This window comes from Enterobacillus tribolii (assembly GCF_003363015.1).
GTDB classification, from domain to species: domain Bacteria; phylum Pseudomonadota; class Gammaproteobacteria; order Enterobacterales; family Enterobacteriaceae; genus Enterobacillus; species Enterobacillus tribolii.
Map to the genome: position 1 here is coordinate 477,044 of NZ_QRAP01000002.1, position 22,075 is coordinate 499,118.

15 protein-coding genes and 1 other RNA gene are annotated in these 22,075 nt (G+C 57.6%); 12 read left to right on the forward strand and 4 right to left on the reverse strand.

What is annotated here, in order from left to right:
* The first annotated feature begins 120 nt into the window (after window positions 1-120).
* The 7 genes from C8D90_RS06875 to C8D90_RS06905 all read left to right on the forward strand — a co-directional run bounded on the left by C8D90_RS06875 (window position 121) and on the right by C8D90_RS06905 (window position 14,013).
* Entirely contained in the window at window positions 121-6,066 is a 5,946-nt protein-coding gene (locus tag C8D90_RS06875; RefSeq protein WP_115457682.1) for an alpha-2-macroglobulin, read from the forward strand.
* A gap of 55 nt (window positions 6,067-6,121) precedes the next feature.
* Window positions 6,122-8,476 (forward strand): penicillin-binding protein 1C, encoded by a 2,355-nt coding sequence (gene pbpC / locus C8D90_RS06880; RefSeq protein ID WP_115457683.1) that lies wholly within the window; start codon window positions 6,122-6,124, stop codon window positions 8,474-8,476.
* Window positions 8,477-8,955: 479 nt separating this feature from the next.
* A complete protein-coding gene (gene pgk, locus C8D90_RS06885; protein WP_115457684.1) occupies window positions 8,956-10,119 on the forward strand; it encodes a phosphoglycerate kinase in 1,164 nt (387 codons plus the stop codon).
* Between the two features lie 125 nt (window positions 10,120-10,244).
* Window positions 10,245-11,321, forward strand: coding sequence for a class II fructose-bisphosphate aldolase (gene fbaA / locus C8D90_RS06890; RefSeq protein WP_115457685.1), 1,077 nt, complete (start codon window positions 10,245-10,247; stop codon window positions 11,319-11,321).
* A 173-nt stretch (window positions 11,322-11,494) separates the two neighbouring features.
* Window positions 11,495-12,361 (forward strand): small-conductance mechanosensitive channel MscS, encoded by an 867-nt coding sequence (gene mscS / locus C8D90_RS06895; protein WP_115457686.1) that lies wholly within the window; start codon window positions 11,495-11,497, stop codon window positions 12,359-12,361.
* A gap of 168 nt (window positions 12,362-12,529) precedes the next feature.
* Entirely contained in the window at window positions 12,530-13,153 is a 624-nt protein-coding gene (gene argO / locus C8D90_RS06900) for an arginine exporter ArgO (protein ID WP_115457687.1), read from the forward strand.
* 140 nt (window positions 13,154-13,293) lie between these two features.
* Window positions 13,294-14,013 (forward strand): oxidative stress defense protein, encoded by a 720-nt coding sequence (locus C8D90_RS06905; RefSeq protein WP_115457688.1) that lies wholly within the window; start codon window positions 13,294-13,296, stop codon window positions 14,011-14,013.
* Between the two features lie 36 nt (window positions 14,014-14,049).
* On the opposite strand, the gene C8D90_RS06910 is transcribed toward C8D90_RS06905, so the two are convergent.
* Window positions 14,050-14,943, reverse strand: a complete 894-nt coding sequence (locus C8D90_RS06910; RefSeq protein ID WP_115457689.1) for a LysR family transcriptional regulator ArgP — start codon at window positions 14,941-14,943, stop codon at window positions 14,050-14,052.
* A 214-nt stretch (window positions 14,944-15,157) separates the two neighbouring features.
* On the opposite strand from C8D90_RS06910, the gene rpiA reads away from it, so the two are divergent.
* Complete coding sequence (gene rpiA, locus C8D90_RS06915; RefSeq protein WP_115457690.1) at window positions 15,158-15,817, forward strand: ribose-5-phosphate isomerase RpiA; 660 nt, start codon at window positions 15,158-15,160, stop codon at window positions 15,815-15,817.
* A 316-nt stretch (window positions 15,818-16,133) separates the two neighbouring features.
* Complete coding sequence (gene serA / locus C8D90_RS06920) at window positions 16,134-17,372, forward strand: phosphoglycerate dehydrogenase (RefSeq protein ID WP_115457691.1); 1,239 nt, start codon at window positions 16,134-16,136, stop codon at window positions 17,370-17,372.
* A gap of 64 nt (window positions 17,373-17,436) precedes the next feature.
* On the opposite strand, the gene C8D90_RS06925 is transcribed toward serA, so the two are convergent.
* The 3 genes from C8D90_RS06925 to zapA all read right to left on the reverse strand — a co-directional run bounded on the left by C8D90_RS06925 (window position 17,437) and on the right by zapA (window position 18,687).
* Complete coding sequence (locus C8D90_RS06925; protein ID WP_115457692.1) at window positions 17,437-18,036, reverse strand: 5-formyltetrahydrofolate cyclo-ligase; 600 nt, start codon at window positions 18,034-18,036, stop codon at window positions 17,437-17,439.
* Between the two features lie 40 nt (window positions 18,037-18,076).
* Window positions 18,077-18,258, reverse strand: a non-coding RNA gene (gene ssrS / locus C8D90_RS06930) — 6S RNA.
* A 99-nt stretch (window positions 18,259-18,357) separates the two neighbouring features.
* On the reverse strand, window positions 18,358-18,687 hold the full coding sequence (gene zapA, locus C8D90_RS06935) for a cell division protein ZapA (RefSeq protein ID WP_115457693.1): 330 nt from the start codon (window positions 18,685-18,687) through the stop codon (window positions 18,358-18,360).
* Between the two features lie 193 nt (window positions 18,688-18,880).
* Between zapA and C8D90_RS06940 the strand changes: the two genes are divergently transcribed.
* The 3 genes from C8D90_RS06940 (at window position 18,881) to ubiH (ending at window position 22,048) form a co-directional block, all read left to right on the forward strand.
* On the forward strand, window positions 18,881-19,459 hold the full coding sequence (locus tag C8D90_RS06940; RefSeq protein WP_115457694.1) for a YecA/YgfB family protein: 579 nt from the start codon (window positions 18,881-18,883) through the stop codon (window positions 19,457-19,459).
* Window positions 19,460-19,541: 82 nt separating this feature from the next.
* The gene (pepP, locus tag C8D90_RS06945) at window positions 19,542-20,855 is read left to right on the forward strand and encodes a Xaa-Pro aminopeptidase (RefSeq protein WP_115457695.1); all 1,314 of its coding nucleotides are present in this window, start codon (window positions 19,542-19,544) and stop codon (window positions 20,853-20,855) included.
* A 5-nt stretch (window positions 20,856-20,860) separates the two neighbouring features.
* Window positions 20,861-22,048, forward strand: a complete 1,188-nt coding sequence (gene ubiH, locus C8D90_RS06950) for a 2-octaprenyl-6-methoxyphenyl hydroxylase (protein ID WP_115457696.1) — start codon at window positions 20,861-20,863, stop codon at window positions 22,046-22,048.
* Window positions 22,049-22,075: the final 27 nt, after the last annotated feature.

Below are 22,075 nucleotides of genomic sequence, written 5' to 3' on the forward strand. Positions count from 1 at the left end.
CGGTATTCATCGGCGGGAGGTTTTTTCCGGCCTGCGTTCCTTTTATACAAAAAGTGCGTAAGCTGTGGGGAAATCATTCGATAAACTCAGTGACAGACCTATTAAAGCGGGGATGGGTAAATGGATTTGCTGCGTTTCATTTTGCGGTTGCCTTTTATGCTGGTGCGCGGCGTATGCCGGGTGCTTGGTTTTCTCTGGCGGCGCGTGCTGCTCAGAATTCTGAAACCGCTAATCGGCGATTTTCAGTGGCAATCGCCCGGCTGGCTGCGTGTCGTTGCCGGTGCGGGAGCGCGTACGGAGCAGTGGGTCGGGCGCCATGCGCTTGGCGTGACGTCGGGTATCATTCTGCTGCTCGCTGCGGGCGCGGCGGCGTGGTACGGCTACAACGCTTATCTGAACCGCCCCAAACCTATCGAGCCGGCGCCGCTGGTAGTGAAACACAGCGATATTAAAGTGATTCCCCCGTCATTCCCCAACTACCGGAGTGAGACGCCAAAACCCCAGGTCGTTATGCTGCGTTTTTCCGAACCCGCCGCGCCCATCGAACAGATTGGTAAAGCGGTGACAACGGGCGTTACGCTGGCTCCCCCGCAGGAAGGCGCGTGGCGCTGGCAGGATGAAAAAACGCTGGTATTCACCGCCGCCAAACATTTCCCCCTCGGCGAACGTTATCAGGTGCAGCTTGATACCGGTGCGCTGTTGGCGCCCCAGGTAAAGGTCAGCGAAAACAAACTTTCCTTTACGGTGCCGGCGTTCACTGCCCGTATCGTGGGGGATGAGTTCTATCAGGACCCGCAGGATCCCAGTAAGAAGAATGCAATTTTTCACATCCGTTTCAACGCACCGGTAGAGGTCACGAGCTTTGAGCGCCAGATCTCGCTGACGACCACGGAGGCCAGGAAACCGCTGCGCTATACCGTGAATTACGATGAGAAACGCCTGGAGGCCTGGGTTCGTTCTGAACCGCTGGCGCTGGAAAACGACGCCAGCCGCGTACTGCTGGAGATCGGCAAAGGCGTGAAAGCGGCGGTGGCAGGAAATGCGACCAGCAGCGCGCAGCGTGAAACCGTGGCGGTACCGGGCGTTTACAGCCTGAAAGTAGACGATGTGGAAACCACCGTCGTGGAGAGCGGCGACAGTTCTCCCGGCCGGCGGGCGCTGATGGTTTCCGTTAATGATGCGGTTAAAGATAAAGATATCCGCCAGGCGGTGAAGGTCTGGTTGTTGCCGCAGCACAGCGAGAAGCAAAAGGAAGCCGGGAATGATCGCCCGGACGCGTTCTATTCCTGGTCGCTGGGCGACATCGATAATGATGTGATTGCGCGAGCCCAAACCCTGACGCTGAACATGGATGACGCGGAACAAGAATACCAGCCAGCGTTCAGTTTTAACTACGATGCCCCGGCCAACCGCTGGCTGCTGGTTGAGGTTGATAACGTCATGACTTCCGCCGGCGGCTACCGCCTCAAGGACAGCGTTTACCGCGTGGTGCAGGTGCCTGATTTCCCGCAAACGCTGCGCTTCGTTTCCGACGGTTCTCTGCTTTCCATGCACGGCGAGAAACGCATCACCGTTGCAACGCGCAACGTGCCGGGTATGAAGCTGGATGTGCGCCGGGTGATTCCCGGTCAGTTGCAGCACATTGCCTCGTTTAAGAGCGGTATTTTTACCTCGGTAGACTTTAACCGCCTGGGAGCCGAATATTTTACCGAACACTTTCAGGAAAAGGTTGCGGTGAGCGGCGAAGAGAACGGCGCCCTCAATTATCAGGGGATCGATCTTTCCCGCTACCTGGCGTCCGATGCACATGCGCGGCGGGGGATTTTCCTGCTCACGCTGACGCCGTGGGACCCGGAAAAACAGGCCCGTCAAACCGAGGCGGATGAAGAAGAGCGTGAGGAAGAAGAAGAGGAGTCGCCCGCAGACTCCCGCTTCATCGTCGTTACCGATCTGGGCATCATCGCCAAGCAATCCATCGACGACGGGCGTGACGTTTTCGTGCAGTCCATCTACTCCGGCCAGCCGGTGGAGGGCGCTAAGGTTTCCGTGATCGCCAGAAACGGCACGCCGCTGTTTATCCGCACTACCGGCGCGGACGGGCATGCCGCATTCCCGTCGGTCAGGGCGTTCTCGAACGAAAAAACACCGGTGATGCTGCTGGTGGAGAAGGAGGGCGACGTTTCCTTCCTGCCGTTCCGCGTGTATGACCGCAGCCTGGATTTTTCCCGTTTTGATACCGGCGGAGAGGTTAACTCGCGCGATCCGCGCGCGCTGGGCAGCTACCTGTTCTCCGATCGCGGGGTATACCGTCCCGGCGATACTTTCAATATCGGCATGATCACCCGTACCGCGGACTGGTCTACATCGCTGGATGGCGTTCCCCTGCGGGCAGAGATCCGCGATCCGCGTGATACGCTGATGCAAACCGTGCCGGTAACGCTGGATAAAGCCGGCTTCAACGAAGTGAGCTATACCACGGAGGAAAATTCTCCGACCGGCGAGTGGAGCGTCTACCTGTACCTGAACGGTAAGAACGAGGATGACTCCCGCCTGCTGGGTTACACCACGGTGAACGTGAAAGAGTTTGAGCCTGACCAGATGAAGGTGGCGCTGACGCTGACGCCGGATCGCAAGGCCGGATGGGTGAAACCGCAGGAACTGAAGGCGGTCATCGATGTTCAGAACCTGTTTGGCACACCGGCCCAGGAACGGCGGGTAACATCCAAGCTAACGCTGCGTCCGGTCTATCCGCACTTTGATAAATATCCGGATTACGCGTTCTATGAACATCGCACCAATAACGACGGGTTTGAAAGCGAGCTGGAGGATCAAAAAACCGACGCTGACGGTAAGGCGGCGATCCCGCTGGATTTGAAGTCTTACGCGGATGCCTCTTATCAGCTGCAACTGTTGTCGGAGGCCTTCGAACCGGGCAGCGGGCGCTCTGTGGCCGCTACCGCGCGCACCCTGGTTTCGCCGTATGATTACCTGATCGGCGTGAAAGCGGACGGCGATCTGGATTACGTCAACCGTGATGCGAAACGTACGCTGCACATTATCGCCGTGAACCCGTCGCTGGAGCCGGTGGCGCAGCCTGACCTGACGATGACGCTGGTGGAGCGGAAGTATATTTCCGTGCTGACCCGCCAGGATTCCGGCGTTTATAAATACCAGTCGAAACTGAAAGAGGAAGAAATCGCGACTCAGCCTCTGTCGGTGACGGCGCTGGGCAGCGATGTTCCGCTGGCGACCGACAAACCGGGCGATTACGTTCTGGTTGTGAAAAACGGCGCGGGTCAGGTGCTGAACCGGATTGATTACAGCGTGGCGGGTAATGCCAACGTCAGCCGTTCGCTGGACCGCAACGCGGAACTGAAGCTGAAGCTGAACAAAGGCGAATACCGCCCCGGCGAAGAAATTGAGATCGCGATTAACGCGCCTTATACCGGTGGCGGTCTGATCACCATTGAGCGCGACAAAGTGTATGCGTGGCATTGGTTTAATACCGATACCACCAGCTCCGTACAGCGCATCAAAGTGCCGGAGGACATGGAAGGCAACGGCTACATCAACGTGCAGTTCATCCGCGATATTCACTCGGATGAAATCTTCATGAGCCCGCTCAGCTATGGCGTTATGCCGTTTCGCATCAGCAACGATGCGCGCCGCGCGCCGCTCACCCTGGACTCTCCGGAAGTGATTAAGCCGGGCGAGAATCTGTCGATTAAAGTGACGACGGATGGACCGCAGCGCGTTGCCGTATTCGCCGTCGATGAAGGAATTTTGCAGGTGGCGCGCTACCGGCTGAAAGATCCGCTGGAGTATTTCTTCCGTAAGCGCCAGCTGGAAGTGGACAGCGCGCAGATTCTGGACCTGATCCTGCCGGAGTTCAGTAAGCTGATGTCGCTGACTGCCGCGCCGGGAGGCGATGGCGGAGAGGGGATGGATCTGCATCTCAACCCCTTCAAGCGTAAGAAAGATAAGCCGGTTGCCTACTGGTCTGGCATTACCGATGTTAACGGGGAAGCCGAGTTCAGCTATCCGCTGCCGGATTATTTCAACGGTAAGATCCGCGTGATGGCGATTTCGGTTACGCCGGAACGTATCGGTCGCGCCCAGCGCTACACCACAGTGCGCGACGACGTCATCATGACGCCGAATGCCCCGGCGACGATCACGCCGGGGGATGAGTTTGACGTCAGCGTTGGCGTCGCCAACAATCTGCAGGATTTGCAGGGCGCCAAAGCCGATGTGAAGGTAACGGTGACGCCGTCCGGACAGTTCCGTGTGGTCGGGGAGCCGTCCCATACCCTGTCGCTGGCGGAGAAGCAGGAAGGGCTGGTGACTTTCCGCGTGCTGGCGCTGAATGCGTTGGGCGAGGGACGTTTGACCTTTACCGCGGCCTATGGCGATAAGTCCAGCCGGCGCACGGTGACGACGTCGGTACGGCCGTCTACGCCTTATCGCACCGTGTCGGTGATGGGGCGCATGGCTGGACAGGAGCAGAAGGTGAGCGATCTGCGCCAGATGTTTGACGCCTACGCCAAACGTCAGGCGATGGTATCGCATTCGCCGCTGGTGCTGGGCAACGGGCTGGCGAAATACCTGGCGGATTATCCCTATACCGGGTCTGAGCAACTGATCAGCCGGGCGATTCCGCTGATTATGCAGGACAAACATCCGGAGATGCGCTCTGCGCTCAGCCAGGCCGATATCCGCGAACAGCTCCGCAACACCCTGAGCACCCTGCGCGCGCGGCAAAACTCGCGCGGAGCGGTAGGGCAGTGGCGCTCGTCGCCGCAGACCGATCCGTTCGTGACGCTCTGGACGGTGCAATATCTGCTGGAGTCTAAAGAGGCCGGTTACCCGGCGCCGGACGGTATGTTGCGCGATGCCAATACCTACCTGCGGGCGATGGCTGCCGATGATGCCATGCGCGATCTGTACGGACTGCGTCTGCGTGCCGCCGCGGTTTACCTGCTGACGCGTCAGGGGGAAATCACCACTAACAGCCTGGCTGCCGTGCAGGCGCTGTTGCAGCGCAACGGTGGGCAGGAAGGGGCGTCTGACCTCGCTTCTCTCTACCTCTCAGCGTCTTACCGTATGCTGAAGATGGATGATGAGGCCAATCGCCTGCTGGCTCCGACCTGGAAACAACTGGGGGGAGCTTACGACAAAGCCTGGTGGACGCAGAATTACTACGATCCGCTGGTGCAGGATGCGACCCGGCTGTACCTGATCGTGCGTCATTTCCCGGAGAAAGCGCGCGAAATCCCGCCGCAGGCGCTGGAGAATATGGTGATAGCCCTTCAGGAGCAGCGTTACACCACCTACTCTTCCGCCATGAGCATTTTGGCGCTGGAGGGGTATTCCTCTGCGATACAGGCCGAGCAGGATGAGAGCAAACCGCTGACCATCAGCGCTGCCGGCGCGGAACAGGGGGGGCAGCTTCAGCGGATTTCCTCGTTGCGCGGTATGATTGCCGCCGGTGACTTCACTTCACAGGCGCGGACGATTGCGTTCAATAATCCTTCTCCGCTGCCGGCCTGGTATGTGGTTACGCAGGCCGGTTACGATCTGCAGCCGCCGCAGAAGGCCGTTTCACGCGGGTTGGAAATCGTGCGCGAATACACCGATGAGAAGGGCACTCCGGTTACGCAGGTGACGCTGGGGCAGAAAATCAATGTCCACCTGAAAATCCGGACCAATTCGGACAAAGCGGCCGGTGAGCTGGCCATCGTCGATTTGCTGCCGGGCGGTTTCGAGGTTGTTCAGCAGACTGCGCCGTCGGGGGATGCCGAAGAGGGCGACAACAACGCCGGCTGGCGTTCGCCGGTGATGGCCGCAGGTTCCAGCTGGGAGCCGGAGTTCACCGATGTACGTGAAGATCGGGTGATTTTGTTTGGTTATGGCCGTGAGAAGCTACAGGAGTTTATCTATCAGATTAAACCCACCAATCCGGGGACGTTTGTGATTCCGCCGACGTTCGCGGAAGCCGTGTATAACCGTGATGTTCAGGCGCTGTCGGCGGGCGGCGGCACGCTGACCGTAACGGCGCCGCAGTAGCGTATAACGCCCGGAAGGTTGATTTATGCCGTCCGGGCGTAAGCAGGTCTGAGTGATGAAAAGCGGTGCTTTCAGGCGGATAGTGAGTAATTTACTGGTGGGTGCCGGGCTGGTGCTGCTGGTCTGTCTGGCATTTCGCCTGTGGCCGCATCCCTCCTTATCGCAGGGAATGCCGCTGTCTGCGCTTTATCTCGATCGTAACGGCGAACTGATACGCCTGACGCTGGCGCGCGACGAGCGTTACCGGCTGTGGACGCCGCTGGAGGACGTTTCGCCGCTGGTGGTGCAGGGAATTCTGCTGCATGAGGATCGCTGGTTCTATTATCATCCCGGCTTCAACCCGGTTAGCCTGGCGCGCGGCTTTTGGCGCAGTTACGTTCTGGGCGCGCGGCAGCAGGGCGGCTCGACGTTGACCATGCAGTTGGCGCGCATGTACTGGCGTCTGAATACCCGTACTCCGCAGGGAAAACTGTGGCAGGTGGTTCGCGCTATACAACTGGAGCTGAGCTATTCCAAACGCGAGATTCTGGAAGCCTACCTGAACTATGCGCCTTACGGGCGCAACATCGAGAGCATCGGTGCGGCAAGCTTAATCTATTTTAACAAACCGCCGTCGCGCCTGGTGCTGTCCGAAGCCTTAACGCTGGCGGTGCTGCCGCAGTCCCCCAGTTACCGTATCGATCCCAGCACCGGCGTGGCGGGCGCGGCGCTGACGAAAGCGCGCAATCAGCTTTTCCGGCGCTGGCAGCGGCAGCATCCCGCACAGCCGGAGCAGGAAGTGCTGTTCCGCCTGCCGTTGACGCTGCGCCAGCCGGAGAAACTGCCCTATACCGCGCCGCATTTCGTGGAGCAATTGCAGCGGCAACTGCGCGCTGAATGGCGCACGGATACTGTTATTCGTACCACGCTGGACAGTGATTTGCAGCGTCTGGTGGAAAAACAGATCACCGCGTTTATTACCCGTAACGCCCGGCGGGGGATCCGTAATGCGGCTGTCATTCTGGTGGACACGCGCGATATGGGCGTACGGGCGCTGGCCGGATCGGCGGATTACTATAACCGGGAAATTCAGGGGCAGGTTAACGGCACCCATGCCCGCCGTTCGCCGGGGTCTACCCTGAAGCCTTTCATCTATGCGCTGGGGCTGGAACAGGGTATCCTGCACCCACAGACTATCCTCAAAGACGTACCGGCGGCCTTCGGCGCTTACGCTCCGGAGAATTTCGATCGCCGTTTCCTCGGGCCGGTGTCAGCCACGAATGCGCTCAACTACAGCCGCAACATTCCGGCGGTTTATATCTCTTCCCGCCTCCGTCAGCCCAACCTCTACCAGTTTTTACGCATGGCCGGCGTGGCGGATATGGCGAGCGAAAAACATTATGGACTGTCCCTGATTCTGGGCGGCGGAGAGGTGACGGCGCAGGAACTGGCGCGGATGTACGCCATGCTGGCAAACCGTGGTCAGCTGTCGCCTCTGGTGATGGAACTGGGGCGCAAAGCGCCGCCGCCGGTGCGCTTACTGAGCGACGAAGCCAGCTTTATTACCCTGGATATGCTGCGTCAGCACCGCCGCCCCGGCGATACGCTGGCTCAGGCGCCGTCTTCATTGCCCGTCTACTGGAAAACCGGCACATCGTGGGGCTTTCGCGATGCCTGGAGCGCGGGTATTTTCGGCCCCTATGCGTTAGTGGTGTGGCAAGGCAATTTCGACGGGCGCGGTAACAACGCGTTTGTCGGCGTGGATGCGGCGGCTCCGCTGTTTTTTAACATCATCGATGCGATTAGCGCGGACTACCCCGACCTGCGCGAGCCGAAGCGTGCGCTGCCGGAAAACGTGCGGCGGGTGGAGGTTTGCCTGACGAGTGGGGACTTGCCCACTCCCTGGTGCCAACAGCGCGGGCAGACCTGGTTTATTCCCGGCAAGTCGCCGATTAAGGTGGACACCGTTTATCGCCCGGTAGTGCTGGACAAGCGGACCGGCGAGGTAGCCTGCCCGCCTTACGATCCACAGGAAACCCGGACGGAGGTCTTTGAGTTCTGGCCCTCCGATCTCGCCAACGTGTTCGCGCAGGCCGGGCTGCCTAAACGGGTTCCGCCTTCTGCGAGCCACTGTCGCGACGGCGGCGGGCAGGTTGCCGGCGATGCGCCGCAGATTACCTCGCCGCTGCGTAATATCACCTATACCCTGCGCCGCTCTACCCAGCGTCAGGAGCGTATCGTGTTCAGTGCTGTCACGGATGCGGATACCAACACCCTTTATTGGTTCGTCGATGATATTTATCTGGGCAGTTCCGCCAGCCGGGGAGCGGTGTCCTGGCGTCCGGCGCGCAGCGGCCAGTTTCGGGTGCGCGCCATTGACGATCACGGCCGGGCGGACGGGCGTACCATCCGGGTGGAATGGGTTAACTGAAGCCGGAAAGCGTGATTTGGGTACACTTTTAGTGCGGCATTATTCACTTTATAGTGGCAATATTAAGTGTTTTTTCGTAATCTCAGGATATTAGCTGAAGCGTTTCAGGTGGCCTGTTTACGGGATATTCTGATTACCCTTCCCGTGAAAATCACCGCTGAGCGCGATTTTCACGTTTGACCGAATATGCAGTATGCTGGCGGGCGGGGAGCGGTAAAGCAGAGCGGCAGCCGTTTCATTTCGTGATATAGTTGACAGTATCGTCGATTGATTTTTCCGTCACGATTCCGCACCGCAAATACGTCGGGCGGAGTAGGGCAACCATCTGATAACGCGTTGGTCTGTCGTGACAACGAACGCGGCGTTACCGGCTGCGATGAGTAAGGGCGCCGGCGGCGCCCGTTAGCGGTTTACAGCCCGCTGCGGTTTTTCGGCCGCGGCGCTCAAGCAACTTTATGGAATCAACGAGAGGGTTCACCATGTCTGTAATTAAGATGATCGATCTGGATCTTGCTGGTAAACGTGTTCTGATCCGTGCGGATCTGAACGTACCGGTTAAGGATGGCAAAGTTACCTCTGATGCACGTATCCGCGCGTCTCTGCCGACCATCGAACTGGCTCTGAAGCAAGGCGCCCGCGTAATGGTAACTTCCCACCTGGGTCGTCCGACCGAAGGCGAATATAACGAAGAATTCTCCCTGCTGCCGGTTGTGAACTACCTGAAAGATCATCTGAGCGCGCCGGTTCGTCTGGCAAAAGATTACCTCGACGGCGTTGAGGTTGCTGAGGGTGAACTGGTTGTGTTGGAAAACGTACGCTTCAACAAGGGCGAAAAGAAAGACGACGAAGCGCTTTCCAAGAAATATGCTGCGCTGTGCGACGTTTACGTTATGGATGCTTTCGGCACCGCGCACCGCGCTCAGGCCTCTACTCACGGCGTAGGCCGCTTCGCGCCGATCGCCTGTGCCGGCCCGCTGCTGTCCGGTGAGCTGGAAGCACTGGGTAAGGCGCTGACCAACCCGGCGCGTCCGATGGTCGCCATCGTCGGTGGTTCTAAAGTTTCTACTAAACTGACCGTGCTGGATTCCCTGTCTAAAATCGCCGATCAGCTGATCGTCGGCGGCGGCATCGCGAACACCTTCGTTGCCGCCCAGGGCCACAATGTCGGTAAATCCCTGTACGAAGCTGACCTGATCCCGGAAGCGAAAAAGCTGCTGGACACCTGCGACATTCCGGTTCCGACCGATGTGCGCGTAGCCACCGAGTTCTCTGAAACCGCAGCGGCTACCCTGAAGTCCGTTAACGACATCAAAGACGACGAGCAGATCCTGGATCTGGGCGATGTCTCCGCACAGAAACTGGCTGACATCCTGAAAAATGCCAAAACCATTCTGTGGAACGGCCCGGTCGGCGTATTCGAATTCCCGAACTTCCGTAAAGGCACCGAAATCGTTGCCCACGCCATCGCTGACAGCGCTGCGTTCTCCATTGCAGGCGGCGGCGATACCCTGGCGGCGATTGACCTGTTCGGCATCTCCGATAAGATCTCCTATATCTCCACCGGCGGCGGCGCTTTCCTTGAGTTTGTTGAAGGGAAGAAACTGCCTGCGGTCGTGATGCTGGAAGAACGCGCCAAGCAGTAAGAAAAACCGACGGGAGGCTCTGGCCTCCCGTTATCCTGTCAGAACTGACTTACCTCTGTCGTTTTCAGGTTCTGGCAACGTTGATTGATTTTGATATTTACCGCCACGAAACAGGACAATGTGTTATGTCTAAAATTTTTGATTTCGTTAAACCGGGTGTCATCACGGGTGATGATGTTCAGAAGGTATTCCAGGTAGCTAAAGATAATAACTTCGCGCTGCCGGCAGTTAACTGCGTAGGTACCGACTCTATCAACGCCGTGATTGAAGCCGCTGCGAAAGTCCGTGCTCCGGTTATCGTTCAGTTCTCCAACGGCGGCGCCGCGTTTATCGCCGGTAAAGGCCTGAAGGCCGAAGGCCAGCAGGCTGCCATTCTGGGCGCTATCTCCGGCGCGCACCACGTTCATCAGATGGCCGAACACTACGGTGTGCCGGTTATTCTGCATACCGACCACTGCGCCAAGAAACTGCTGCCGTGGCTCGACGGTCTGCTGGATGCCGGTGAGAAGCACTTCGCCGCGACCGGTAAGCCGCTGTTTTCTTCCCACATGATCGATCTGTCTGAAGAGTCGCTGGAAGAAAACATCGAAATCTGCTCTAAGTACCTGACCCGCATGGCTAAAATCGGTATGACCCTGGAAATCGAACTGGGTTGCACCGGCGGTGAAGAAGACGGCGTGGACAACAGCCACATGGACAGCTCCGCGCTGTACACCCAGCCGGAAGACGTGGATTACGCGTACACCAAGCTGAACGCCATCAGCCCGCGTTTCACCATCGCGGCCTCCTTCGGCAACGTACACGGCGTCTACAAGCCGGGCAACGTTAAGCTGACGCCGAAAATCCTGCACAACTCGCAGGAATACGTTTCCAAGAAACACAACCTGCCGCACAACAGCCTGGACTTCGTATTCCACGGCGGTTCCGGCTCTACCGCAGCTGAAATCAAAGAAGCCGTCAGCTACGGCGTAGTGAAAATGAATATCGACACCGATACCCAGTGGGCTACCTGGGAAGGTATTCTGAACTACTACAAAAAGAACGAAGGCTATCTGCAGGGCCAGCTGGGTAACCCGGAAGGCGAAGACAAGCCGAACAAGAAATACTACGATCCGCGCGTTTGGCTGCGTGCTGCCCAAACCAGCATGATTGCCCGCCTGGAACTGGCGTTTGAAGAACTGAACTGCAAAGACGTTCTGTAATCTTCTCTGCACTTATTAAAGGCTCCTGAGGGAGCCTTTTTTATTCACTAAATATCCTAATTTCTGCGTTGCCAGCCTGAATAGTTTGAATTTACGCCGGATTGTCCGTTACTCTTACCGGGTATGGAATTCACTTGCATGAATGATATTTTTTATAAATCAGGATTAATTTAATGAAAAATGAAAACTTCGACGTCGTTGACAGCATTAATAACGCGGGAAGTTGGCTGGTAAAAAATGAAGACCTGCTGATTCATTACGCCGTTAATATTGTTGCCGCCATCGTTATTCTTATTGTCGGTAGTATCGTGGCAAAGATCGTTTCCGGTACCGTTATCCGCCTGATGAAGGCGCGCGGCGTGGATATCACGGTCGCCAATTTCCTGGCCGCGCTGGTGCGTTACGGAATTATTGCCTTCACCATTATCGCTGCATTAGGGCGCATCGGGGTACAGACCGCGTCGGTGATCGCGGTGCTGGGTGCCGCTGGTTTGGCCGTCGGCCTGGCGCTGCAAGGCTCCTTGTCCAACTTTGCCGCCGGGGTGCTGCTGGTGCTGTTCCGCCCGTTCCGCGCCGGTGAGTTTGTCGACCTGGGCGGTGTATCTGGTACGGTAAGGGACGTTCAGATTTTCTCTACAACATTACTGACGTCGGACAATAAAACCATTGTGGTACCTAACGGAAAAATTATCGCGGGTAATATTATCAACTATTCGCGCGAGCCAAACCGGCGTGTGGATATCGTGGTGGGTGTGGCCTACGATGCCGATATCGACGTTGTGAAAAAGGTCCTGGGCGATATCGTCGCGAACGACAAGCGTATTAAGCATGATAACGGCGTAACTATTCGCCTGAACGAAATGGCGCCGTCTTCGCTTAATTTCGTGGTACGCGTCTGGACAACGAATGCGGAATATTGGCCGGTCTATTTTGACCTGATGGAAAATTTCAAACGGGCGCTGGATGCCAATAGCATCAATATTCCATTCCCGCAGATGGATATTCACGTTCACCAGGTCGCGAAGCAGGCGGATCAATAACCTCCTGCATGATAACCCGCGTGCTGCGCGGGTTATCACTCTCCGGGCATCCGCGCCATAAGATCTGCTAATCATCCATAAGAATCATCCATTTCCCCTTATTTCATCTTCGTCGTAGTATCTGCGCATTCCGTAAAAATTAGCGTCTTGATATAACGAGGTATATGCATGTTGTCGGTTTATTTTCAGGGGTTTGCGCTCAGCGCCGCCATGATTTTGCCGCTGGGGCCGCAAAACGCGTTTGTGATGAGTCAGGGGATTCGCCGTCAGTATCATATGATGATCGCCGGGTTGTGCGCCCTCAGCGACATCATTCTGATTTGCGCTGGGATCTTCGGCGGCAGCGCGTTGCTGAGCCAGTCCCGTTTGCTGCTGATGCTGGTCACCTGGGGCGGCGTGGTGTTTCTGTTGTGGTACGGCTGGGGGGCGTTCAGAGCGGCGCTCAGCGCCAGTGAAGTCCAGGCCGGCAGCGAGGCGGTGCAGCAAAGCCGCTGGCGGCTGGTGGTGACGATGCTGGCGGTCACCTGGCTGAATCCGCACGTTTATCTGGATACTTTCGTAGTGCTGGGCAGCCTGGGCGGGCAACTGGCGGCGGACGTGCGTAGCTGGTTCGCCCTGGGGGCCGTCAGCGCCTCCGTTGTGTGGTTCTTCTCCCTGGCCTGGCTGGCGTCGTGGATGGCGCCCTGGCTGAGCACGCCGCGTGCGCAGCGCATTATTAATATCCTGGTGGGCATTATTATGTGGACGATTGCATTCCAGCTGGCGCGCCACGGTATGAGCTATTTCTCCTGATATTACGGAGGATTCTGGAAGAATCTTGCAGCAGAGGGTTGATAAACTGCAAAAATTCTCTGTTGCAGCGGCGCCCCGTTAGCGGTATCACTGTGACGTTGTTATTTTTGCACAGCATGTCTGATTAGAAAGGAGACACCATGAAGCTGAAAGCACTCGCGATTGCCGCAATGCTGGGACTGGGCGCTGCCGCCACGGGATTACAGGCCGCCGAACTGCCGGAAGGGCCGCACGTCGTGACGTCAGGAACCGCCAGCGTTGAGGCGACGCCGGACATCGCCACGCTGACCATTGTGGTGACCGCATCAGCCAAAGATGCCGCCGGGGCTAAAAATGAGGTGGATGCCCGGGTTGCCAAGTACTTCGATTTTCTGGAGAGCAGCGGCATTGAGAAGAAAGATATTAACGCTGCCAACCTGAGCACGCAGCCGGAGTATGACTACCTGAAAGACGGTAAATCCGAGCTGAAAGGCTATCGCGCGGATCGTCAGGTTCAGGTCATCGTGCGTCAGTTAGACAAGCTGAATACCATTCTGGACGGCGCCCTGAAAGCGAACCTGAACGAAATCCGCGCCGTTGAGCTGGGCGTAGCCAAGCCGGATGCTTACCGCGAAGAGGCGCGCCAGAAGGCGATTGCCAATGCCATCGCCCAGGCGAAGTCGTTGGCGAAAGGGTTTGATATGCAACTGGGGCAGGTATACAGCATCCGTTATCATGTGTCGAACTATCAGCCGATGCCGGTAACCCGCATGTATATGGCGGCCGACGCCGCGCCGAAAACCAGCGCCGGGCAAACTTATGAACAGCAGTCCATTCACTTCGACGATCAGGTGGATGTGGTGTTCAGCCTTACCAAGTAATTCCGCTTCACGGCCTCCTTTACGGAGGCCGTTTCTTTAGTCCTGCCGTAATACCTTATGACCGTGGCTGAGCAACGCGTCGGTGACGCGGCGCATCATCCGGCTTTCCGGCGCAAAACGATGCCAGTACAGCATACGGCGCTGCAACAGGCCGGGCGTCAGGTTAATCAACGTTCCTTCGCTCAGTTCTCTTTCGATTTGCAGGTGCGGGATCATACAGCAGGTGGTGCCCTGCAATGCCAGCTGTACGAAGGCTTCAGACGAGTTGACGATGTGACACGGCACGCTGCCGGGCGGCAGCTCAAAGTTCTGTTGCAGGAATGCCTGATGCATGTCATCGAGGTGATCAAACGCCACTACCGGCGCTTTCAGCAGCGAAGAGCGGGTGACGCCGTTGGGGAAATAGCGCGCGGCGAATTCCGGCGAGGCGACGAACAGGTAGTCCAGCGCGCCAAGGCGGTCGACCAGGCAACTGGGCAACGGCTGAGGCTGGATACTGACGGCGCCGACTACTTCACCGCGGCGCAGGCGTTCCTGGGTTCGGGTTTCGTCTTCCACCTGAAGGTTCAGGCGCAGCGGGGAATCACTCAATACCGGGCGCAGCGCGGGCAGCAGCCAGGTGGCGAGACTGTCGGCGTTGACCGCCAGGGAAAGCAGCAGCGGGCCGTCGCTGCTGCTGTCGGTGCCCAGCCACTCTTCTTCCAACAGTTCCACCTGATGCAACAGAGCCAGCAGGCGCTGCCCCTGCTCCGTCGGACGTGGCGGAACGGTACGCACCAGCAGCGGCTGGCCGAAGAGATTTTCAAGCTGTTTAATGCGTTGGGACACGGCCGATTGCGTTATACAAAGTTTTTGGGCCGCGCGCTCAAAACCACGTTCGCGTATAACTGCATCCAATGCCTGTAGTGTCCGGTAGTCCGGGCGTTTCATCGCGAGTCTCACTTCCTCTGAATTTATTCTTTTTATTGCTACAGGCAATATGCCACATTTTTGCATTTTGCTGCGCGTTTTTGTCGCAATTATCTCCCTCAAGGCAGGAAAATCGCTTCAGCCGCTGCTGCCGGCACGCAGTCGGCGTAGATAATTGCGTCAGCGGGCCTATAATACGCACACGTTTTCGTTGCATACGTTATAGGACTCTGACATGACGCAGGATGAACTGAAAAAAGCCGTTGGCTGGGAAGCGCTGAAGTTTGTAAAGCCCGGAACGATCGTCGGTGTGGGAACCGGCTCCACTGCGGCGCACTTTATTGATGCGCTGGGCACAATGAAAGGGCAGATTGAAGGCGCGGTATCCAGTTCGGACGCGTCGACCGAGAAGCTGAAAGCGCTGGGTATTCCGGTGTTTGACCTTAATGCGATTGATAGCCTGGATGTGTATGTCGACGGCGCCGACGAGATCGACGGCCACATGAACATGATCAAAGGCGGCGGCGCCGCGCTGACGCGTGAGAAAATCGTGGCGGCGGTGGCGAAAACCTTCGTCTGTATCGTTGATGCTTCCAAGCAGGTGGACGTGCTGGGCAAGTTCCCGCTGCCGGTGGAAGTGATTCCGATGGCCCGCTCCTACGTGGCCCGCGAGCTGGTGAAGCTGGGCGGCGTGCCGGAGTACCGTCAGGGCGTGTTAACGGATAACGGCAACGTGATTCTGGACGTCCATAACCTGAAAATCCTGGACCCGGTGGCGTTGGAAAACAAAATCAACGGCATCGCAGGCGTGGTGACCGTCGGGCTGTTCGCCGGTCGCGGCGCGGATGTCGCGCTGGTCGGTACGGCCGATGGCGTGAAAACGATCAAGGCTTGACGGGTAAAACGCCCGCCGTGAAGCGCGGGCGTTTTCTCTATGATGAAAGATCAAAACAGCGTGATTTAATTTTTTTCATATCCGCCGTAATTTAGTGACATATATCACATATCCCGCCTGCGGCTAACTTTCCCGCTGACACTTCCTCCGGACGCAGTATTTTTCGCCAAAAAAGCCGGCGCTGACTAACCCTTGTGCTGTTAGGATAGCAATCGATTGGCTTGCCCGGCCCGGAAATTTTGTTATGTTGACAGAAGGTTGTGAGAAAAACGGTAGTTAAAAATAACATTGATGTTTCATCGTATAGGGTTGGGTCATGTCAAAAGTTTCTTTGGAGAAAGACAAGATTAAGTTCTTGCTGGTGGAAGGGGTTCATCAAAGCGCCGTGGATATCCTGCGCGCTTCCGGCTATACCAACATTGAATATCACAAGGGGGCGCTGGATGATGAGTCGTTGAAGTCGGCTATCCGTGACGCGCACTTCATCGGTATACGATCCCGGACCCACCTGTCCGAAGAGATTTTCGCCGCGGCGGAAAAGCTGGTTGCAGTTGGCTGTTTTTGTATCGGAACCAATCAGGTCAACCTGGAGGTTGCGGAACGCCGAGGCATTCCGGTGTTCAACGCGCCGTTCTCCAACACCCGTTCCGTGGCGGAGATGGTGCTGGGCGAGCTGCTGCTGCTGCTGCGTGGCATTCCGGCGGCCAACGCCAAGGCGCACCGCGGGCAGTGGTTTAAAAACGCGAACGGCTGCTTTGAGGCGCGCGGTAAGAAGCTGGGCATCATCGGTTATGGCCATATCGGCACACAGCTGGGGATTCTGGCCGAAGGCATCGGCATGAACGTTTTCTTTTATGATATTGAAAACAAACTGCCGCTCGGTAACGCGCAGCAAGTGCGTCATCTGTCCGACCTGCTCAACATGAGCGATGTGGTGACGCTGCACGTGCCGGAAACCGCATCGACCAAGAATATGATCGGCGCCGCTCAACTGTCGTTGATGAAACCCGGCTCGATCCTGATCAACGCTTCGCGCGGCACCGTGGTGGATATTTCTGCATTGTGCAATGCGCTGTCAAGCAAGCATCTGGCTGGGGCGGCTCTCGACGTCTTCCCGGAAGAGCCGGCAACCAACGACGATCCGTTCAATTCGCCGCTGTGTGAATTCGATAACGTGCTGCTGACGCCGCACATCGGCGGTTCGACGCAGGAAGCGCAGGAAAACATCGGCGCGGAAGTGGCCGGTAAGTTTGTGAAATACTCCGACAACGGTTCAACGCTTTCCGCGGTGAACTTCCCGGAGGTTTCTCTGCCGGAACATGCGACCAACGTCAGCCGTCTGCTGCATATTCATGAAAACCGCCCGGGCATCATGACGCAGCTTAACCAGATCTTCGCCGAAGAAGGGGTGAACATTGCCGCGCAGTACCTGCAAACCAACGCGCGGATGGGCTACGTGGTTATCGATGTTGAAACGGAAACCGAGCGTGCGCAGGCGGCATTGCTGCGCATGAAGGCCATTCCCGGCACTATCCGTGCCCGTCTGCTGCACTGATTTTACCTTCCGATGAATGACAAAGCCGGCTTGACGCCGGCTTTTTCTTTTTGTTTGCGGATCGTCACCAGCGATAGTGCGCGCCGGGCGTGATGATTTCCGGCAGAGGTACGTCCCAGCTTTGTGCGGGCAGGGTTTCGACCCGCTGACAGTCGTGGGCCAGGCCGACAGGGTACGGCCCGCCGTGTTGCCAGTTTTGCAGCGTTCTGTCGTAGAAGCCGCCGCCCATCCCCAGCCGTTGCCCCTGTTCGTCAAAAGCGACCAGCGGAGTGAGGATGATATCCAGCGCGTTGATTGGCAGAACGTGGCGTACGTCGAGGCGCGGTTCGCGGATGCCAAAGCCATTGGTGGTCATTGGCGTATCCGGCGCGTAGGTCAGAAACAGCAAATGCCCCGGACTGAACGGATGCACGACCGGCAGGCAGACGTGTTTACCGGCCTGCCAGAGACGTTCGATTAAAGGTTGGGTATTAAGCTCGCCGTCAAATGACAGAAAGACAGCGATGTTTTTTGCTGCCTGCATGCGCGGATGCCCGATAACCCGCTCAACGATGCGTTCGGCCGCCTGATGCTGTTCACGCGGGCTGAGCGCACGACGTCGCGCCCGTACTTCACGGCGGATAGCATCACGGGAAACGGGAAAAGCATCATTGATTGCTGTCATAAGCAACGCTCAGAAACAATACAGGGAGTGCTAAAAAGGGGGAATCTCCGAGATGCCGTCGCAGGCTGTAACCCTTGAACCCTGGGTTCAAGGTGAACATAGCGTCGCAGCCTTAAGGCTTCTCGGAAACCGAGCGTGCTCACCGACCACGGATCGCTACATTCTTGTGGTATGAAATATCGGCTCAGGGGACTGGCCCACCGACAAACACCTCAGAGAAATCTTGGATTCGTCTACTGCTTTGAACTTATCCTAACACATTTCTGACCATTGAAAAGCAAATTTTGGTAAAAAATTTCTTTGTGAAATAATAAGTTACAATCAATCAAACTGTGCGCTCTGGCGCTCAGTGATCTTACCCTGTTCCAGCAACGCCTGTTCAATGGTCTGCTGCAACATCCGGATTCTTTGTTCCATATTGGCGGCATAATCGCGGGTTTTCAATCGCTCCTGCGCCAGTTCGTGACATACGTTCAATGCCGCGATAAAAACCAACTGTTCCGTATTGGTGACTCTAGTGCGAACTTTAAGATCTTGCAACCGCTGGTTGAGGTCTTCCGCCGCCTGGTTCAACGCATCCTGTTGTTCCGGGGGGCAATTCACTCTCAATGTGCGGCCAAAAATTTGAATATCTACCGGTTGTGCCGACATACCACCTTCCTGCCTAATTTTTCACGCTTTCTGATACGGGCTTCCGGATCGGAAGGCGCAACTATATCTACCTCGCCGCTGTGATACAACCCTTTCCCCTGTCGTTTTTTGACCGGAAATGCCCATTTCTGGTATAGCGACTGACCTTGGTGGTAGCATAACATGAACTTTCCCTGCCAACGATGACCATTGTATGTCTATTGAGAATACTTTACCTGATTACGCGGCGCTCAACCGCGCCCTGCAACAGCAAAGCGTCGCCCTGACGGCGGCGGAAATGCACGGTTTGCTGAGTGGTATTCTGTGCGGCGGCAACCGTGACGCCAGCTGGAAGACGTTGCTGCACGACCTGACCAACGAAGGCGAAGCCTGGCCGCTGGCGTTGTCGCAGCCGCTGGACGCGGTTTATCAGTCAACGCGCGAGTCGCTGGAAGATGACGGTTTCGGTTTTCAGATGATGCTGCCGGACGGGGACGACGTTTCGGTCTTTGAGCGCGCCGATGCGCTGGCGGGATGGGTGAACCATTTCCTGCTGGGGCTGGGCGTGATGCAGCCTAAGCTGGATAAGGTCCGCAACGAAGTCGGCGAAGCGATCGACGATCTGCGCAATATCGCGCAGTTGGGTTACGACGAAGACGAAGATCAGGAAGAACTGGAACAGTCTCTGGAAGAGGTGGCGGAATATGTGCGCATGGCGGCAATGCTGTGTCACAGCGAGTTCGTTCAGCAACAACCGCTGGCGCCGGAGAGCCGTAAACCCACATTGCACTGAACAATATTGCACTGAACAATCACCGGCGGGGAAACCTCACCCCGCCTGAACGATAAATATCTGCTTTTATCAGGAGAAGGTCATGACCCTGCAAGAGTTTCAGCGCCGACGTAAATCATTGCTGGCTAAAATGGCGCCCGGCAGCGCCGCGTTATTTTTCGCCGCGCCGGAAAGCATTCGCAGCGCGGACAGCGATTATCCCTATCGTCAAAACAGCGATTTTTGGTACATGACCGGCTTTAACGAACCGGAAGCCCTGTTACTCCTGATAAAAAGCGATGAAACTCACAGCCACAGCGTGTTGTTTAACCGCGTACGCGATCTGACCGCGGAAATCTGGTTCGGGCGTCGCCTGGGGCAGGAGGCTGCGCCGGAGAAGCTCGGTGTCGATCGTGCCCTGCCGTTCGGCGACTTGGGCGAGCAGCTGCATCTGCTGCTCAACGGACTAGATACGGTCTACCACGCGCAGGGCCTTTACGCCTATGCCGACGCGATCGTCTTCGCCGCGCTGGAAAAATTGCGCAACGGCGCCCGGCAGAATTTCAAAGCGCCGGTTTCGCTGACTGACTGGCGCCCCTGGGTGCATGAGATGCGTCTGTTCAAGTCACCGGAAGAAGTGGCGCTGATGCGCCGGGCGGGCGAGATTTCCGCGTTGGCCCATACCCGCGCGATGCAGGCGTGCCGTCCGGGGATGTTCGAGTATCAGCTCGAAGGCGAAATCCATCACGAATTTAACCGTCACGGCGCCCGTTATCCCTCCTACAACACCATCGTGGGCGGGGGCGAAAATGCCTGTATTCTGCATTACACCGAAAATGAATCCGAGCTGAAAGACGGCGATCTGGTGCTGATCGACGCCGGATGTGAATATCAGGGCTACGCCGGCGATATCACCCGTACCTTCCCGGTCAACGGCACGTTTAGCCCGGCGCAGCGCGCGATTTACGACTTAGTGCTGGCGTCGATGGATAAAGCGTTTGAGGTTTTCGGGCCGGGAAGCAGCATCCGCGAGGCGCATGAAGCGGCGGTACGCGTGATGGTTGAAGGGCTGATGGCGCTGGGCGTGATGAAGGGCGACCTGGAAACATTGATCGCCGAACAGGCGCACCGTCAGTTCTTTATGCACGGGATCAGCCATTGGCTGGGGCTGGATGTGCACGATGTCGGTGATTACGGCAGTTCCGCGCGCGACCGTATTCTGGAGCCGGGAATGGTGCTGACCGTGGAGCCGGGGCTGTATATTGCGCCGGACGCGGATGTGCCGCAGGAGTATCGCGGCATCGGCGTGCGTATTGAGGATGACATTCTGATCACCGTGGATGGGTTTGAGGTGCTGACCAAAGACGTGGTGAAAAAAGCGGATGATATTGAGGCCCTGATGGCCGCTGCCAGGTAACCGGCATGAAAATGATCATAGTGGGAGGCGGAATGGCCGGCGCGACGTTGGCGCTGGCCGTTTCCGCCCTGAGTGAAGGGCGCATCGGTATCGAGCTGGTCGAGGCGGTGTCGCCTTCCGGCCGGGCGCACCCTGGGTTTGACGCCCGCGCCATCGCATTGGCGCAGGGCACCTGTCAGCAACTGGCGCGCATCGGTGTGTGGCAGGCACTGCAGTCGTGCGCGACGCCGATTGACAGCGTGCACGTCAGCGATGGCGGTCACGCCGGCTTCGTGACGATGCAGGCTTCCGACTATCAGATTCCCGCGCTGGGGCAGGTGGTGGAGCTGCATCAGGTCGGCAGCCGTCTGTTTCGCCTGCTGGAGAAAGCGCCGGGCGTAACGCTGCACTGCCCGGCCAGCGTGGTCGGCGTTCAGCGCGAGACCGGCTCGGCAACGGTGGAACTGGATAACGGCACGCGGCTCAGCGCCGATCTGCTGGTCGCCGCGGACGGCTCTGCTTCGCCGCTGGCGCATCATTGTCAGGTGCGCTGGCGGACGGAGGAGTACCATCAGATCGCCGTGATCGCCAACGTGCTGACTTCGCAGGCGCACCAGGGGCGGGCGTTTGAGCGTTTCACCGCCAACGGCCCGCTGGCGATGCTGCCGATGAGCGAAGGGCGCAGTTCGCTGGTGTGGTGCCATGCAGCGCAGGATCAACACGAGGTGGACGGCTGGAGCGACGCGGAATTCCTGCGTCGCCTGCAACGCGCGTTCGGCTGGCGTCTGGGCACCCTGTTGCGCGCAGGAACGCGCCACAGCTACCCGTTGCGCCTGACCACCGCCGAACAGCATATCAGCCACCGCCTGGCGCTGGTGGGGAACGCGGCGCAGACGCTGCACCCCATCGCCGGGCAGGGGTTTAACCTGGGTATGCGCGACGTTATCGCGCTGGCGGAAACCGTTACCGCCGCGGCCATGAACGGCGAAGACATCGGCAGCCATCAGGTGCTGGCGAAATACCAGCGCAGCCGCGCCGCCGATCAACGCGACACCATCGGCATGACGGACGGCCTGATCCATCTGTTTGCCAACCGTCTGGCGCCGTTGGTTGTCGGGCGCAATCTGGGCCTGATGGCGATGGAAATGGCGCCGCCGCTGCGCGATATACTGGCCCACCGCACGCTGGGGTGGGTTGCTGCGCATAAGCAGTAAAGGTACGACATATAAACGGCGCTGTTT